The sequence below is a fragment of the Propylenella binzhouense genome (assembly GCF_009866965.1).
GTDB classification, from domain to species: Bacteria; Pseudomonadota; Alphaproteobacteria; order Rhizobiales; family Afifellaceae; genus Propylenella; species Propylenella binzhouense.
Map to the genome: position 1 here is coordinate 29,871 of NZ_SPKJ01000028.1, position 14,341 is coordinate 44,211.

Consider the following 14,341-nt stretch of genomic DNA (forward strand, 5'->3'; position numbering starts at 1 on the left):
CCTCAGTGGCCCTCGCCCTGGGCGACCATGTCCGCGCCGATGAGCTTCCTCTCCTTCAGCACGGCCGACGGCTCGCGGCTGGAGATGAGCCCGCGCGGCTTCCACACCATGATGACCACCATCGCGAGGCCGAAGATCAGCATCCGGTATTGGGTCGGGTCGAAGCCCGGCCCGAATATGTCGCGCAGGAAGCCGAGATTGCGCAGGAGCTCGATGCCCCCGATCATGACCACCGAGGCGATCACCACCCCGATCTGCGAGCCGAGGCCGCCGAGCACCACGATGGCGAGGATGATCGCCGATTCCAGGAAGGTGAAGCTCTCCGGCGAGATGAAGCCCTGGCGGGTCGCGAAGAAGGAGCCGGCGATCCCGCCGAACATCGCCCCCGTGGCGAAGGCGGTGAGCTTGGTGTTCGTGGTGTTGATGCCGAGCGACCGGCAGGCGATCTCGTCCTCCCGCAGGGCCTCCCAGGCGCGGCCGATCGGCAGGCGCCGCAGCCGGAGCGTCACGAAATTGGTGAGAAGGGCGAGGCCGAGGATGATGTAGTAGAGATAGACGAAGCGGTGGATGGAATCGTAGGGGATACCGAGAAAGGCAGCCACGCCGTCCTCGCCCCGGCTGAAGTCCATTCCGAGGAAGGTCGGCTTCGGGATGCCGGAAATGCCGTTCGGGCCCCCGGTAAAGTCGTACCAGTTGAGCAGGATGATCCGGATGATCTCGCCGAAGGCGAGCGTCACGATCGCGAGATAGTCGCCCCGGAGCCTCAGCACCGGAAAGCCGAGGATCAGGCCCCAGCAGGCGGCGAGCAGCCCGGCGAGCGGCAGGCAGAGCCAGAAGCCGAGCCCGAAATTCTGCGCGATGAGCGCGAAGGAATAGGCGCCGACGGCATAGAAGGCGACGTAGCCGAGGTCGAGGAGACCCGCGAGGCCGACCACGATGTTGAGGCCCCAGCCGAGCATCACGTAGGTCAGGATCAGGATCGCGAGGTCGAGATATTGCCGGTCCCGCTGCGGAAACAGCCAGAGGATGAGGAACGGGAAGGCGAGCGCGAGGACGAGGAGGCCCGGCCCGAGGAGGCGTCCGAGCGCCGTCAGGGCGGCGGCCCAGCCGGGTGCGGCGGCGGTGACGGTGCGCGGTCGGGCGTCGCGGAAGACGAAGAGCCTGAGAAGGAGGCGCCCCGCGAAGACGATCGCTACCGCGGTCGCGAACAGCCCCCAGCGCGTGCTGAGCACGAGGCCGCCGGGTCCGATTTCGGTGCGCAGGCCGAGGAAGAAGAAGCCGAGGACCGCCGCCACCAGCGCAGCGAAGAGCGCGTCCCTGAGGGCGGCCCGCAGGCCGCCGTCGCGGCGCCGGGGCTGCTTGAACGGCGGTTCGCCGGAAACCGCGTCGCGCCGTTTCTCCTCCTCGATCTCGGCGCCGGCCGGACGGAGATCGCTGGCGTCCGCCACGCTCCCGGCCTCCGCCATCACACCTTCTCCACCTCGGGCCGGCCGAGCAGGCCGGAAGGCAGGAAGATGAGGACGATGGCGAGGATCGAGAAGGCGGCGACGTCCTTGTATTCGACGCTGAAATAGCCGGACCAGAACGTCTCGATGAGCCCGATCAGGAGGCCGCCCAGCATCGCGCCGGGAAGCGAGCCGATGCCGCCGAGGACCGCCGCCGTGAACGCCTTAACGCCGGCGAGGAAGCCGATGTAGAAGTCGATCACGCCGTAATAGAGCAGGTACATGGTGCCGGCGACGGCGGCGAGCGCGGCCCCCATCAGGAAGGTGAGCGAGATCGTCCGGTCGACGTCGACGCCGAGCAGGGACGCCATCTTGGCGTCCTGCTCGCAGGCGCGCTGGGCGCGTCCGAGCGGCGTCTTCGCGATGAGAAGGGAGAATCCCGTCATCAGCGCGACGGTCGTCACGATGATGATCATCTGCATGTAGGACAGCTGGACGACGATGCCGCCGCCCGGCCCGCCGCCCTGCAGGAGGGTGATCCCGTCGGTCACGATCGGCTGCAGCGGCTTTACGCGGGCGCCCTGGGTGACCTGGACGAAATTCTGCAGCACGATCGACATGCCGATCGCGGTGATGAGCGGCGCAAGCCGGAACGAGCCGCGGAGCGGGCGATAGGCGAGCCGCTCCACGGTCCAGCCCCAGACCGAGGTGAAGACCATCGCGATCAGCAGCACGAGCAGGATGGCGAGGATGATGATCGGCAGGCTCGACGCCGCCGTCACGCCGAGGACGACCAGCATGGCGAGCGCGATGAAGGAGCCCACCATGAAGATGTCGCCATGGGCGAAGTTGATCATGCCGATGATGCCGTAGACCATCGTGTAGCCGATGGCGATGAGACCGTAGATGGAGCCCAGCGTCAGCCCGTTGATGAGCTGCTGGAGGAAATATTCCATACGCGACCGCGCTCCCGTTTCGGCCTCCGGGCATCCGGCGCTGCGCAGTCTCGCCGGCGCGGCGCGGCCGATGCCCGCATGGTCGTGAGCCTAGCAAGGGGTTTGCGGCTGCACAACCAACGGCACTGCCCGAATCGCACGCATGGTGCGCATCTGCGTCCAATTGAGGAGATCGCGCGGGGCCGGGCCCGCGACGGTCGCGGTCCGGCCGCAGCGGCCGGCTTGCCGTAGCTCCGGGCTTCGCCGTCTCCGGACGGATGGTGCCGAAAAGAAAATTCCGCCTTGCCCTCCTGCCAGGCGAGGCCCATATTGGACATATCGATCTTTGGGCCGGACGACTTGGCCGTACTGCCTGCGAATGTCGGGCGCACGTTCAGACTTTCTCTCCAAAATTCGACTTTCAGAGCGGGCGCTTTTGCGCCTGCACATACGCGCGTCACGAAAGGACACGACATGGCCGTAGGCACGGTGAAGTTTTACAATTCGCAGAAGGGTTTCGGGTTCATCCAGCCGGATGACGGCGGCAAGGACGTCTTCGTCCACGCCACCGCGCTCGAGGCCGCCGGCATGCGCGGGCTCGTCGAAGGCCAGAAGATCGCCTTCGAGGTGCAGACCGATCGCCGCTCCGGCAAGGCGGCGGCTGCGAACCTGCAGCACGCCTGACGATCCGAGGAGGCGCGGGCGGCCCCCGCGCCCCTCATCCACCGAGCCGAAGGAGACTCCGATGCCGAGCCATGCATTCAAAGTCGGCCAGAAGGTTCTCCTCTCCGGATCGTCCCTGATGCGGGGAGCCGCCGGGACCTACAAGATCGTGGCGCTGCTCCCGGAGGAACGCGGGGACTGGCAGTACCGCGTCCAGAGCACCGACGGAAATCAGCAGCGTGTCGTCTGGCAGAGCCAGCTCGCGCCCGCCTAGGCCGCTGCGGGCCGGCGGAATCCGGGCGGTGCGGATCGTTGGCCTGGCGACGCTGCGGCAGACCCTGCCGGTCATGCGCACGGTCGGGACCGGCGATCGGTGAACCCCGGGGATCCTTCTGCCCGCCGGCGAAAGGGAAAGGGAGACGGCATGGCCGACACGACGACGAAGCACCGCAGGAACGCGGATGCGCTCTTCAAGCAGACCGTCAGGGACGCCCGCGAACGGGATCGCTCCGAAGCGCTCGCTGCCTACGAACTGGAAGCCGCCTCGGTGCGGGAGAAATCGGCCAGGCTGCGCGAGTTGAGGCTCGCCAAGGAGGCGGCGGAGCGCGAGACCGCGTCCGCAGCGGCGCCGAAGAAGGTCCGCGCCCGCAAGGCGTGAGACGACCGGACCCGGACCGGTAACCGCGGCCCGGCATGCAGCCTCATTGCAGCCCGCCGGGCAGCCCGCCGGCGCGGCGCGTCCGGAGCCGGTGCTCGATCCACGCGGTCGCGGCGCCGAGATCGGCGAACACCGGCCCGCCTTGGCCGTGGAATTGGCCCAATCCGGCTTCGAGGAACCACTGGCCGGCCTGCGGGTGCTCGGACGACAATCGGACCAGCACCGCGACCAGCCGGTCGCCGGGGAAGCCCAGCCTTCCGTCTTCGTCGGGAGAACCGGTCTCGATGATGACTTGATGGTGAGGGGCCGGAAGCCGCTGCTCACGCCACCTGCCTCCGATTCCATTCCGTTCGCCTGACGCAGGGGCAAATGGCACGGATGGCCCGCGGGTTCAGGTGGCCGCCCTACCTCACGCCGCCAGCGCGCGCTCCATATGCAGATAGCCCGGATCGAAGCCGCCGGCCGCCTTCAGGCCCGCCCAGTCGGGAGCCGTCAGCATGCCGCCCCTGAGGACGATGAGGCCGGCCGAGCGCAGGTCCTGGATCATCCGGTTCACATGGACGGTCGAGATCCCGGTCGCATCGGCGAATTCGATCTGCGTGAACGGCATCTCGCAGCTGTGATTGCGCGCGAGGCCCACCGCATTCAGCCTGACGAGCAGTTCGCAGAAGACGTGCGCCACCCGGTTGTAGGCTTCCCGCCTGCCGATATTGAGCATCCACTCGCGGAAGATCGAGGCGTCGACCAGGGTGGTGCGCCAGAACACTGCCGCCAGTTGCGGACGCAACCGGCAGATCTCCCTCAGCGCTTCGTGCGGAATGAAGCCGACGACGGACGGGCTGCACGTTCCGATGCTGCAGTCCAGGTACTGCAGTTCGAGGCTCTGCAGGTCGGGCATGTCGCCCGGCACGTGGAAGGCGGTGATCTGCCGCTTGCCGTCCTCGGTCATCTTGTAGGTGTGCCCGAACCCGCGCAGGAGAACGCAGCAGCGCGACGGGCGGTCGCCCTCGCGCACGAGGTCCTGGTCGGCTCTGATCTCCGTGATCTGCATCGGGAGCGCCTCCAGGTCCGAGCGTTCTTCGTCCGAGATCGTCCGGAAGGCTTCGAGCTTGCGGATAAACGGACGGATCGCAGAGATGGAAAGGCTGGTCATTGCCGCGCTCACCGTGAGTAGGCGGGAGCGTGGGGACTCTCAGCCATCAGCGCCTGGAAGATCCTGCTGATGATGCTTCGATCCTATCAGCGTTTGTGTTGCGATCCTATCAGAATGTTAGGCGCAGAGCTTAGCCTGTGTTAGTTGCCGTCCCGGCTCGGCCGGCCGCGCCCGCGGCAGCCGCGAACGGCGCGGGACGGGCTGGCGGCTAGGTCGAGACTCCATCCGGCGATGACGACAGGGGGGCGGGGCGCGGCCGCACGCCGCAAGGCACGGGCAGAGATCGTGGTGGGTTCTGCTTCCCTTCGCGGGGAGCCGTGACCGCCCGTGTCATCCGGTCGGAGAGAGAAGGCCGTTCAATTCGCGTAGAAGCCGCCCGGCTCCGAACGGCTTTCCGACGTTGATTGCATCCCGCAGCACCCCGTCCGCGGCCAGGTCCGCCGAGCCGTAGCCGCTGGCCAGGATGAAGGGGATCGACATTCGCCGGAGCACTTCCGCCACCGGCGTGACTCGTTCACCAGCGAGATCGACATCGAGTATGGCGGCGTCGGGATACCCCCGCTGCAGGAGATCAAGGGCCACCCTGACGCTCGCCGCCGGGCCGAGAACGGCATAGCCCGCGCGCCGCAGGGTCAGATCGAGCTCCATCGCAATGAGAAACTCATCCTCGACAACCAGGATCTGGTGAGCTGGATCCACTATGACCAAACCTTCGCAGCCGACCCCTCGCCCCTAATCCAGAGGTGCGGTCACACGAACTCGTAAACCTGCTGGCTTGAACGTCAGTTCCGCTGCACCGCCCAGCGACCGCTCCGCGCTGAATTCGATCAGCCGGGTTCCGAAGCCGGCGCGTTCGGGCGCAATCACGGGCGGTCCGTTCTCCTCGCGCCAATCGAGGCAGAGTTCATTCCGGCCGGCTTCCGATGCCACGCTCCAGGTGAGATGGACGATGCCGCCGGGCGTCGAAAGCGCTCCGTACTTGCTGGCGTTGATGACGAGTTCGTGAAGGATCATGCTGATCGGCAGGACCTGCTCCGTCTTCAATGCGACCGGAGGCCCTGGCTCGACGCGACAACGCTCGGCACCTGCCTGTTCGAGCGCCTGGCCGACGAGCGTGCCGAGATCGGTCTCCGCCGTGTTTGCGAGGGAGAGGTCCTCCGCGCGCAAGACGGCTTCGAAGCGACCCAGGAAAGCGTCCCGATATTCCTCGGCGGAACGTCCTTCCACCTCGGTCTGGGTAGCGAGCGCCCGCACGACGGCCAGGAGGTTTTTCATCCGGTGGCGCGTCTCGGCCAGAAGGATGTCCTTTTCGGCCTCCTTGCGGATCTGGTCCGTCACGTCCTCGAACGTGACCAGCATGTTTGTGCTGGTGTTGTCGGGATGGATCAGCCGTCGCGCGCTCACAAGCATCGTTCGCCGTCCGAGAGGAGCGAACTCGTCGGTCACTTCGTACCCGATGACGGCGACCGACTTCGGAACGACTTCGCTCAAGAGGCGCCGCAGTTCGGGTATGTCCCACTGCCCCGTGCCAAGTTCGAACAGGCTGTGGCCGATCGTGTCGTCGCGATCGACCCTGAACTTCTCGAAGAAGGCGCGGTTTCCGGTGACCACACACCCGGCCTGATCGATAACGAGGAGCGGCTCTCGGAGCGTGTCGACGATGCCCTGGGCCTGGACATGGCCGCTGCGCAGGAGGCGATAGAGATCTTCCAGATTCATCAAGGCGCCTCGGCTACAGAAGACGGCGGTCCATCAGTTCCCTTTGCTCATGGTCTGCCGGACGCGCCGGGGTCAAGCGCGGGATGGTCACTGGTCGCGACCAGAGTGGAGGAGGGCAGGTTGCCGGCCGACCTGGAACCCACCCCCCGGGGCGGCCATGCAGCCGGAGGCAGACGCATCAGGGCTCACCGGCAGCTCGGGAACGGGGACCGGGCCTCTGAATGCAAGAGCGCCGCCAGCCGCGCGCTGGCGCTTGACCGGCCCAAGCACGAAGCACCGCCGCGGCCGAGCGCAAGCGCGAATGGATCACGGGAACACGCCAGTTTCAGCATGGCTGGTACGCCGACGAGCCGGAGCTGGTGAAGGCGATGCCCCTGGAGCTCTGCCGGGCGGCATAGGCGCGGTTCCATCGGAAGCCGGCAGGAAAATGGGGCGGCCTTCGGGCGAGTTGCGGTTCGCGACGGTGCGGAGGGGAGGGCGCCTTCGGTGTGCCCAAGCTTCCGGACAAAATCCAACGCCGTCCGACAGCGTATAGCGTCCGTCGATCGGACAGGGCGGCGGCCGACTGGCTCCAAGGGATTGAAATCTCTGGTGCACCCTACGGGACTCGAACCCGTGTTTCCGCCGTGAAAGGCGCATCTTGGGCTAGCGGTGGCTAACGCTGGCATCCGGAAGTACACGTCTTTCCAGATACTTGTCACCGAGGCTAGCCCTTGACCCTCCTCACTAGGCCCCAGAGGCGCGCGAGCGCGAGGTGCGCGCGCTGATGTCGCGCTGGTCCGCAGCCGTCGCCCGCGACAAGGCTCGGCAGTTCGATGCTGCGCAGCGGAGCCTCAGCTGGCAGACCTACTTGCGGAGCACGGACCCGAGGTTGAGCTGACTAAGCCCGGGCATCGTACTGCTTGGCTGATGCGCGCGAGGTTCGTCCCGTGATCCATCTGGCGCCCGTTCAACCTGCAGCGTCATCCTACACATCGTCCAGGGCGCGGCGACAGCCGCGCAGGGTCCCGCGAAAAAGCCACCCCGGTGTCGATGGGTGGGCCAGGCGGTCGTCAGAAGCTGGCAGAACCGGGCGCACCAATTGCGGCGCTGTCATGAGCTACCGGGTAAGCTGCGCGGCCGAGCAGGCAACCGTCGCCCTTTCGAGAGTGAACTGCGGCTATCGTGGAGCGGAATTTATATGAGACGCGATGTCCTTGCGTCACGAGGAGCGATACTCTTGATTCTTCTATTTGAACCGCTCGTCCTCAATGGCCGCCGCATCTATGCGGAGTGCTCTAGGAATCCACGAAGTTGGACGTACGGTTGATGTCAGCGTCGGCGGTGGATTGAGAGAACCGCTGAATTACCATTTGACACCTGATCTGGCTGCGTTGAAATGAGCGCCATATCATGACGGAACACACCGAACCGGCCTCGCCGAAAGAAGGGTGCGCTATCGACCTCCCGGCATTTCGCGCCATCGTGGATGCTAACCCGCCAGGCATTTCGTCCTGCGGACAGAACCTCGAACAACTTTATTCCTATGTCGGTCTGAACAAGTCCGGATCTCTGGCGCGAGAACAGGTTTCGGAGGCGCTCTGCGCGCGTATGCGCGATGCATTCGCCTCCGGCCACAAGGCGGTTTGGCAGGCCTGCCGATTGCTCCAAACGGATCTCATTCGAGAACATGTGCTTCGGGACGTACCGCTCAATCCCTATTTTGAGGTTCTCTGCCACCTTAAAGACGCCATGCGCTCGGACGACAAACCCAGCGGTATTCGGGACGACTGGAAAGCCGCGATTGCCGCCGCGCGTGATCATGTCGAGATCAACTCGTGGCAGACGCTGCCCGGAAGAACTTACGCACGCGAATTCGCGGTTGCGCGCGCTGCCAAGGCGCTTGAGGATTCGGGATATGAGATCGACCTTTCACCCGGTTGGATCAGCCTCAGCAAGACGGGAGAGGCCAAGCTAGTCCGCGCGATCGAAACCACCATCGCGAAGATGGGTGGCCTCAACGTTGCTCGGCGGATCTTTGCCAAGATCGCCTCCACCTTTGACCCTGGTCAAGGTCGGTATCATCTGGTGCCCCGCATTTCATTGACCGGGGGTGGCGCTCCCCAGGTGCCATGGGGCTATCTTCTGCAACTCGCCGCGAAGCATCTCGAAGGCGACCGACCGCTGGATGATGACGACAGACGATGGGGGCATCTGCTCCATCTTTCGACCAACTATGCCGCGGTCCTCGATGTGCAGCCCTATGCGCCGATAGCGTACCGTACATTCGACGCAGAGGACCTCCTCGTATTTCTGCGCGACGTCGCGCTCTATGATACGCTGTTCCGAATTCCTCAGCTTCGGCCTTCCGACGTCGACCGCATTGCTAGAGGCATGCTCGACTTCCTCGACTCAGCCGCCCCGACAACGAGTGGGTGGTCACTCGATCAGGCTCTGTCTCTCATCGCCCATATCCTGGATCCGATCCGCGATGTTCGCGGCCCCATCATCTTGCGCAAGAGCGACATCTGCCGGGCAATGCCCGACATTCCGAAGGAAATTGTCTATTGCCTTTTGGACGAGGTCCTTTGCCACGCTGCTGCGGGGGTCAATCGAAGATTCTCTTATCCGACCGACGCGCCGACAACTGCAGACAACACGCTTGGCATCACCTTTTCGTCGCGCCCGCTTCTGAAGCTTGGCACGTGCTATTGTTTGATTGATCGGTCGGTATGCGCACCCGCCTTCATTGAGGCCCTTCTCGCTGCCCTGCGCCCTCAACGAGAGGGATTAGACAATGCCGTCGGTCTGGCCATGGAGCGGTTTGTCGAGCGTGAGTTCGTAGCGCACGGTGTCCCGACATTGAGCGGCGACTATGATCATGACACGAAGCATGGGCAGTGCGACGTGATCGCGGACACACCGCAAACCCTCATATTTTTTGAACTAAAGAAGAAGGCTCTGACCCGACGGGCCCAAGCCGGGATGGATGCCGACCTGCTGCTCGATTTGGCGGGTAGTCTGCTGAAGGCCCACGCGCAGGCAGGATGGCATGAAGTTCGGCTTAAACAGGCCGGGACACTCGAGCTCGTTCGTGATGGGGTAACGAGGACCCTCAGTCTTAACGGGCGAGAGGTCGAGAAGGTCGCCATGTCGATGCTCGACTATGGCAGCTTTCAAGACCGGATCGTTCTGAGACATTTTCTTGAGACGACGATGAATGCGACGTTCAGGCCCGTCGACCTGCAGCTTAGCAAGAGGTTCGACGAGATCAATGTCAGCCTGGCTGAGATACGGGATCAGATTGCCCTCAATTATCCCAGACGTGAGCAAGTCGAGCATCCCTTCTTCAACTGCTGGTTCATGAGCGTGCCGCAGTTACTCATCCTGTTGGACGGCGTGAGCGACGCCGCCGGTTTCCGAGCGGCTTTGTGGACATGCCGTCATATTACGACTGGGTCGGCTGATCTCTATTATGAGCTTTCACTTATGCGGCGCCGGTCGGGCACCGTCGTCGCAGACGATCATCAGCGACCGACTGCGAACCTCGCCAAGGCGATCAATATCCCCGGCGACCCGGAGCCCCGAAAGTGAGGTGTTAACAACGGGCGCCAGCGCAATCGAGAGAATCTGCAGGAGTCGCGGTCCGTAGGATTGAACATATAGAGAACATCTCTGCTGTCAACGCGGGGAGCGGCCTGAGATCACCGGGGGGCGGCGCCCACGCTCGCGACTGGCAGGACGTGCCCGAGCGCTCTTGAACTATGCCCGGCGGATGGAGGGCGAGGCGCCGGATCATCCTAGCCGCTGACGAGCTGAGCGTGCGGCTGCCCACCCCGGGGCCGACAAGTGGCCTCGCGCATCCGGGTCATATTGGGCGGGATTTAGGCGGGGCGCCGCGTGTTGGCGGCTAAGCCCTTGAAATCTCTGGTGCACCCTACGGGACTCGAACCCGTGTTTCCGCCGTGAAAGGGCGGCGTCCTGGACCGCTAGACGAAGGGTGCTTCGCGGGGGCTTATAGGGGCGGCCGGCCTGCGCGGCAAGCGTCCGTGGCCGCCCGGCGCGGCTTCCGGTGCGGCCGGCGCTCCCGCCCTACCAATGGCCGGTGTTCGGCATCGACGACCACGGTTCCTGCGGCGGCTTGGCCGGGCCCTTCTGCAGGAGCTCGACCGAGATATTGTCGGGCGAGCGGACGAAGGCCATGTTGCCGTCGCGCGGCGGCCGGTTGATCGTGACGCCGCCCGCCATCAGGCGCGCGCAGGTCTCGTAGATGTCCTCGACCTCGAAGGCGAGGTGTCCGAAATTGCGGCCTTCCCCGTATGCCTCCGGGTCCCAGTTATAGGTAAGCTCGAGGAGCGGCGCCCGCTCTGCCCGGCCGCGCTCGGCGTCCCCGGGAGCGGCGAGGAAGATGAGCGTGTAGCGTCCCTTCTCGTTCTCGGTGCGCCGGACCTCCTGCATGCCGAGCTTGCCGGAGTAGAAGTCGAGCGCCTTGTCGATGTCGGCGACGCGAACCATGGTGTGAAGATAGCGCATGGGATCCTCCTTGACGGTCGGACGGCAGAATATGGCGATGGACGTGACGGGCAATGGAGCAGGGGACGTGCTCGCGCAACTCCTCGCCGAGGCGGTCCGCATCGTCGCCTTCACCGGCGCCGGCATCTCGACCGAGTCGGGCATACCCGATTTCCGCAGCCCCGGCGGGATCTGGAGCCGGATGGCGCCGATCACCTACCAGGAATTCGTCGGCTCGGAGGCCGCGCGCCTGGAGGACTGGCGCCGGCGCTTCGTGATGAACGCGGAGTTCGCCCGCGCCGAGCCGAATGCCGGCCACCGGGCGCTCGCGCTCCTGCTCGCGGAGGGGCGCGACCTTAATGTCGTCACCCAGAACATCGACGGCCTGCACCAGCGCTCCGGCGTCCCGCCCGCGCGCCTCGTCGAGCTGCACGGCAACGCCACCTACGGGCGCTGCCTCGAATGCGGCGCCCGGCGCGAGCTGGAGGACGTCCGCGCCGAGATCGACGCGACCGGCCGCGCGCCGCGCTGTCCGGCCTGCGGAGGGCTCGTGAAGGCGGCGGTGATCTCGTTCGGGGAGGCGATGCCGCAGGCGGCGATGGAGCGGGCGGTGCGGCTCGCCGAGAGCGCCGACCTCCTGATCGTGCTCGGGTCCTCGCTGGTGGTCCATCCCGCCGCCATGATCCCGGTGGTGGCGCGCGAATCGGGCGCCGATCTGGTCATCGTCAACCGCGACCCGACCCCGCTCGACGGCGTCGCGACGCTCGTCCTCCGGGAGGCGATCGGCCCTGTCTTCTTGCGTCTGTTTCCACAGCTCGGGGAAAAATAGGCCTTTGTTGTTCCTGTACGGATGAAATCGCTTGTCCGGGCCTGCCGGCCCGATGTTAACTTTTGAGTACGAATCAAGCTTAGACGGCAGAACTCAAGTCGATCCCGCGCGGCGCTTGTACGTTCCTCGGACGGAGTGGGGCGATCATGGTGGCGAAAGCGACTGGGAATTTCTCGGCGGAGATCGCGCAAGAAGGCGCGGCCATCGATCTGTCGGTCGTCGGCGGCGTCATCAAGTGGTTCGACGTCGCCAAGGGATACGGCTTCATCGTCCCGGACAACGGCATGGGTGACGTCCTGCTCCATGTCACCTGCCTGAGGCGCGACGGATTCCAGACCGCCTATGAAGGCGCCCGCGTGGTCTGCGAAATCGTGCCGGGCCCGAAGGGCCTGCAATGCTTCCGCATCCTCTCGCTCGACGAGAGCTCCGCGACGCCGCCGTCGCAGCTGCCGTCCGGGCGGCAGCGGAGCGCAGTCGCGCCGTCGAGCCCGCTGGTGCCGGCGACGGTGAAGTGGTTCAACCGGATGCGGGGCTATGGCTTCGTGACGGAGGGCGAGGGCAGCCCGGACATCTTCGTCCACATGGAGACGCTGCGCCAGTACGGCATCGCGGAGCTGCGGCCCGGCCAGCAGGTGCTGGTGCGCTACGGCCAGGGCGAGAAGGGGTTGACCGCGGCCGAGATCAGGCCGGATAACGGCGGCAAGATACCCGCTCCGCACTGAGATAGTTCCGCGTCATGCCCGGATGGTCGCTCATTGTCGCGCTGGCGAGCGCGCTGTTCTTCGCCGCCGGTGCGCAGGGGCAGGCCGCCCCCGAGCGGCTTCCGCTCGAGATCGAGGCCTCGGGCGGCTCCCACCGCTTCATGGTCGAGCTCGCCACGACCTCCGAGCAGCGCTCCAGGGGCCTGATGTTCCGCCGGGAGATGGGCGCCGACGAGGGCATGCTCTTCGACTTCGACAGCGAGCGCGAAGTGACGATGTGGATGCACAACACCTACCTGCCGCTCGACATGGTCTTCATCGGCGCCGACGGCCGGGTGAAGACCGTCGCCGAGCGCACCACGCCGCTCTCCGACCGCATCATCAGCTCCAGGGTGCCGGTCCGCTTCGTGCTCGAGATCAATGCCGGCCGCGCCGCGGAGGCCGGGATCAGGCCCGGCGACCGCGTCTCCGGGGCGGCGATCGCGCCGCTGCTGCGATGAGCCGCGCGTCCGCCGCGCGGAACGCTCCGGGCCGGGCCGCAGGCGGTCAGTCGATCCGGCCGTCGAGCACCGTGATGGTGCCCTCGCCGACGACGAGGTCGCAGCCGACCGTTTCCACCAGCCTGGCGAGGTCCTCGAGCGTCATCAGCTCGATCTCCCAGTGCTGGAAGCCGGTCGCCGCGTCGACCCGCAGCGCCCCGGGAACCGGCGGCAGGTAGGCGCGCTCCTCGCCGGCGCTCGCGCGGCTCACCTTGAATTTCATGGCATCGTCTCCTCCTGCGGCGCCAGTCTATCACTTCCGCGCGTCGCGGCCGGCTTGGGCGCCCGAATTTCCCCCCGCCATCGCCTTGCCCCTTGGAATCGGCGCCCGAAATCCCTAGGAAATCCTGCGTCGGGGCATAGCGCAGTCTGGTAGCGCACCTGCTTTGGGAGCAGGGGGTCGCAGGTTCGAATCCTGCTGCCCCGACCAGCCGCCGCCCGCGGCGCTCCCCGACGAGCCTCCCGCCGTGCCGCTCAGCAGCGCCTTGCCCGCGTCACCGCATAGAGCGCGACGGCGGCCGCGTTGGAGACGTTGAGGCTTCGGATCGCACCCGGCACGTCGAGGCGGACGAGATGGTCGCAATGCGCGCGCGTCAGCCGGCGCAGGCCCTTGCCCTCCGCGCCGAGCACCAGCGCCATGCGCTCCACTGCCGCCACCGCCTCGATCGGCACGCTGTTCTCGCTGTCGAGCCCGAGCCGGACGAAGCCGCGCTCCCCGAGCCAGGCGAGCGCGCGGGCGAGATTCGTGACCCGCACGATCGGCACGTGCTCGAGGCCGCCGGAAGCGGCCTTGGCGAGCACGCCGCTCTCCGCCGCGCCGTGGCGCTCGGTCATGACGAGGGCGTCGGCGCCGAAGGCGGCCGCGCTCCGCAGGATCGCCCCGACATTGTGCGGATCGGTCACCTGGTCGAGCACGAGGACGAGCCGGGCCTCCGAAAGGTCCTCGATCGCGACCTCCGGGAGCGGGTCGGCGACGACCGCGATCCCCTGGTGCACGGCGTCCGGCCCGGCGAGGCGGTCGAGCGCCCGCGGCTCGGCGATCTCCAGCGGCACGGCGAGGCCGGGCGCCGCCTCCGCGAGCCGGTCGGCGGCGTTCCGCGTCGCGAGCACCTTGTGGACAATGCGGGCCGGATTGGCGAGCGCCGCGAGCGCGCTGTGCCAGCCGTAGAGGACGGTCCCGTCGCCGGCGCGCCGCGGGCCGGGCGCGC

General features: G+C 66.3%; 16 protein-coding genes and 2 tRNA genes. 9 read left to right on the top strand and 9 right to left on the bottom strand.

Annotation, left to right across the window (positions count from 1 at the left end; genetic code table 11):
• Positions 1-2 precede the first annotated feature (2 nt).
• Positions 3-1,466: a high-affinity branched-chain amino acid ABC transporter permease LivM gene (gene livM / locus E4O86_RS10220; protein ID WP_161140436.1), complete on the bottom strand. Its 1,464-nt coding sequence runs from the start codon at positions 1,464-1,466 to the stop codon at positions 3-5.
• Entirely contained in the window at positions 1,466-2,401 is a 936-nt protein-coding gene (locus E4O86_RS10225; RefSeq protein ID WP_161140437.1) for an ABC transporter permease subunit, read from the bottom strand. Before E4O86_RS10225 ends, livM begins: the two co-directional genes overlap by 1 nt.
• A 453-nt stretch (positions 2,402-2,854) precedes the next feature.
• On the opposite strand from E4O86_RS10225, the gene E4O86_RS10230 reads away from it, so the two are divergent.
• From E4O86_RS10230 to E4O86_RS10245, 4 genes are all read left to right on the top strand, one after another.
• Positions 2,855-3,064 carry a cold-shock protein gene (locus E4O86_RS10230; RefSeq protein WP_161140438.1) on the top strand — a complete coding sequence of 70 codons (210 nt, stop codon included), beginning with the start codon at positions 2,855-2,857 and terminating at the stop codon, positions 3,062-3,064.
• Positions 3,065-3,125: 61 nt separating this feature from the next.
• Complete coding sequence (locus tag E4O86_RS10235; protein ID WP_161140439.1) at positions 3,126-3,317, top strand: hypothetical protein; 192 nt, start codon at positions 3,126-3,128, stop codon at positions 3,315-3,317.
• A gap of 150 nt (positions 3,318-3,467) precedes the next feature.
• The gene (locus E4O86_RS10240) at positions 3,468-3,701 is read left to right on the top strand and encodes a hypothetical protein (RefSeq protein WP_161140440.1); all 234 of its coding nucleotides are present in this window, start codon (positions 3,468-3,470) and stop codon (positions 3,699-3,701) included.
• A gap of 91 nt (positions 3,702-3,792) precedes the next feature.
• Positions 3,793-4,059 (top strand): hypothetical protein, encoded by a 267-nt coding sequence (locus E4O86_RS10245; protein WP_161140441.1) that lies wholly within the window; start codon positions 3,793-3,795, stop codon positions 4,057-4,059.
• A gap of 51 nt (positions 4,060-4,110) precedes the next feature.
• Here E4O86_RS10245 and E4O86_RS10250 read toward each other — a convergent pair whose 3' ends face one another.
• From E4O86_RS10250 to E4O86_RS10260, 3 genes are all read right to left on the bottom strand, one after another.
• The gene (locus E4O86_RS10250) at positions 4,111-4,854 is read right to left on the bottom strand and encodes a Crp/Fnr family transcriptional regulator (protein ID WP_161140442.1); all 744 of its coding nucleotides are present in this window, start codon (positions 4,852-4,854) and stop codon (positions 4,111-4,113) included.
• Between the two features lie 330 nt (positions 4,855-5,184).
• Entirely contained in the window at positions 5,185-5,553 is a 369-nt protein-coding gene (locus E4O86_RS10255) for a response regulator (RefSeq protein WP_343039140.1), read from the bottom strand.
• 33 nt (positions 5,554-5,586) lie between these two features.
• Positions 5,587-6,573: an HWE histidine kinase domain-containing protein gene (locus E4O86_RS10260; RefSeq protein ID WP_161140444.1), complete on the bottom strand. Its 987-nt coding sequence runs from the start codon at positions 6,571-6,573 to the stop codon at positions 5,587-5,589.
• A 1,392-nt stretch (positions 6,574-7,965) separates the two neighbouring features.
• Here E4O86_RS10260 and E4O86_RS10265 point away from each other — a divergent pair.
• A complete protein-coding gene (locus E4O86_RS10265) occupies positions 7,966-10,146 on the top strand; it encodes a hypothetical protein (RefSeq protein ID WP_205520821.1) in 2,181 nt (726 codons plus the stop codon).
• A 334-nt stretch (positions 10,147-10,480) separates the two neighbouring features.
• Here the strand turns inward: E4O86_RS10265 and E4O86_RS10270 are convergent.
• Both E4O86_RS10270 and E4O86_RS10275 read right to left on the bottom strand, forming a co-directional pair.
• A tRNA-Glu gene (locus tag E4O86_RS10270) sits at positions 10,481-10,556 on the bottom strand.
• Between the two features lie 88 nt (positions 10,557-10,644).
• The gene (locus E4O86_RS10275) at positions 10,645-11,085 is read right to left on the bottom strand and encodes a VOC family protein (RefSeq protein WP_161140445.1); all 441 of its coding nucleotides are present in this window, start codon (positions 11,083-11,085) and stop codon (positions 10,645-10,647) included.
• Between E4O86_RS10275 and E4O86_RS10280 the strand changes: the two genes are divergently transcribed.
• The 3 genes from E4O86_RS10280 to E4O86_RS10290 all read left to right on the top strand — a co-directional run bounded on the left by E4O86_RS10280 (position 11,084) and on the right by E4O86_RS10290 (position 13,094).
• On the top strand, positions 11,084-11,893 hold the full coding sequence (locus E4O86_RS10280; protein ID WP_246206329.1) for an SIR2 family NAD-dependent protein deacylase: 810 nt from the start codon (positions 11,084-11,086) through the stop codon (positions 11,891-11,893). The two genes, E4O86_RS10275 and E4O86_RS10280, sit on opposite strands and share 2 nt — an antisense overlap.
• 146 nt (positions 11,894-12,039) lie before the next feature.
• Positions 12,040-12,615 (top strand): cold-shock protein, encoded by a 576-nt coding sequence (locus E4O86_RS10285; protein WP_161140446.1) that lies wholly within the window; start codon positions 12,040-12,042, stop codon positions 12,613-12,615.
• A gap of 14 nt (positions 12,616-12,629) precedes the next feature.
• Complete coding sequence (locus E4O86_RS10290) at positions 12,630-13,094, top strand: DUF192 domain-containing protein (RefSeq protein ID WP_161140447.1); 465 nt, start codon at positions 12,630-12,632, stop codon at positions 13,092-13,094.
• A gap of 46 nt (positions 13,095-13,140) precedes the next feature.
• On the opposite strand, the gene E4O86_RS10295 is transcribed toward E4O86_RS10290, so the two are convergent.
• Positions 13,141-13,356 carry a hypothetical protein gene (locus tag E4O86_RS10295; protein ID WP_161140448.1) on the bottom strand — a complete coding sequence of 72 codons (216 nt, stop codon included), beginning with the start codon at positions 13,354-13,356 and terminating at the stop codon, positions 13,141-13,143.
• Positions 13,357-13,486: 130 nt separating this feature from the next.
• Between E4O86_RS10295 and E4O86_RS10300 the strand changes: the two genes are divergently transcribed.
• Positions 13,487-13,563 (top strand) — tRNA-Pro (locus tag E4O86_RS10300).
• 44 nt (positions 13,564-13,607) lie between these two features.
• Here the strand turns inward: E4O86_RS10300 and rlmB are convergent.
• A partial coding sequence (gene rlmB / locus E4O86_RS10305) for a 23S rRNA (guanosine(2251)-2'-O)-methyltransferase RlmB (RefSeq protein WP_161140449.1) occupies positions 13,608-14,341 on the bottom strand: 734 nt, incomplete at its 5' end.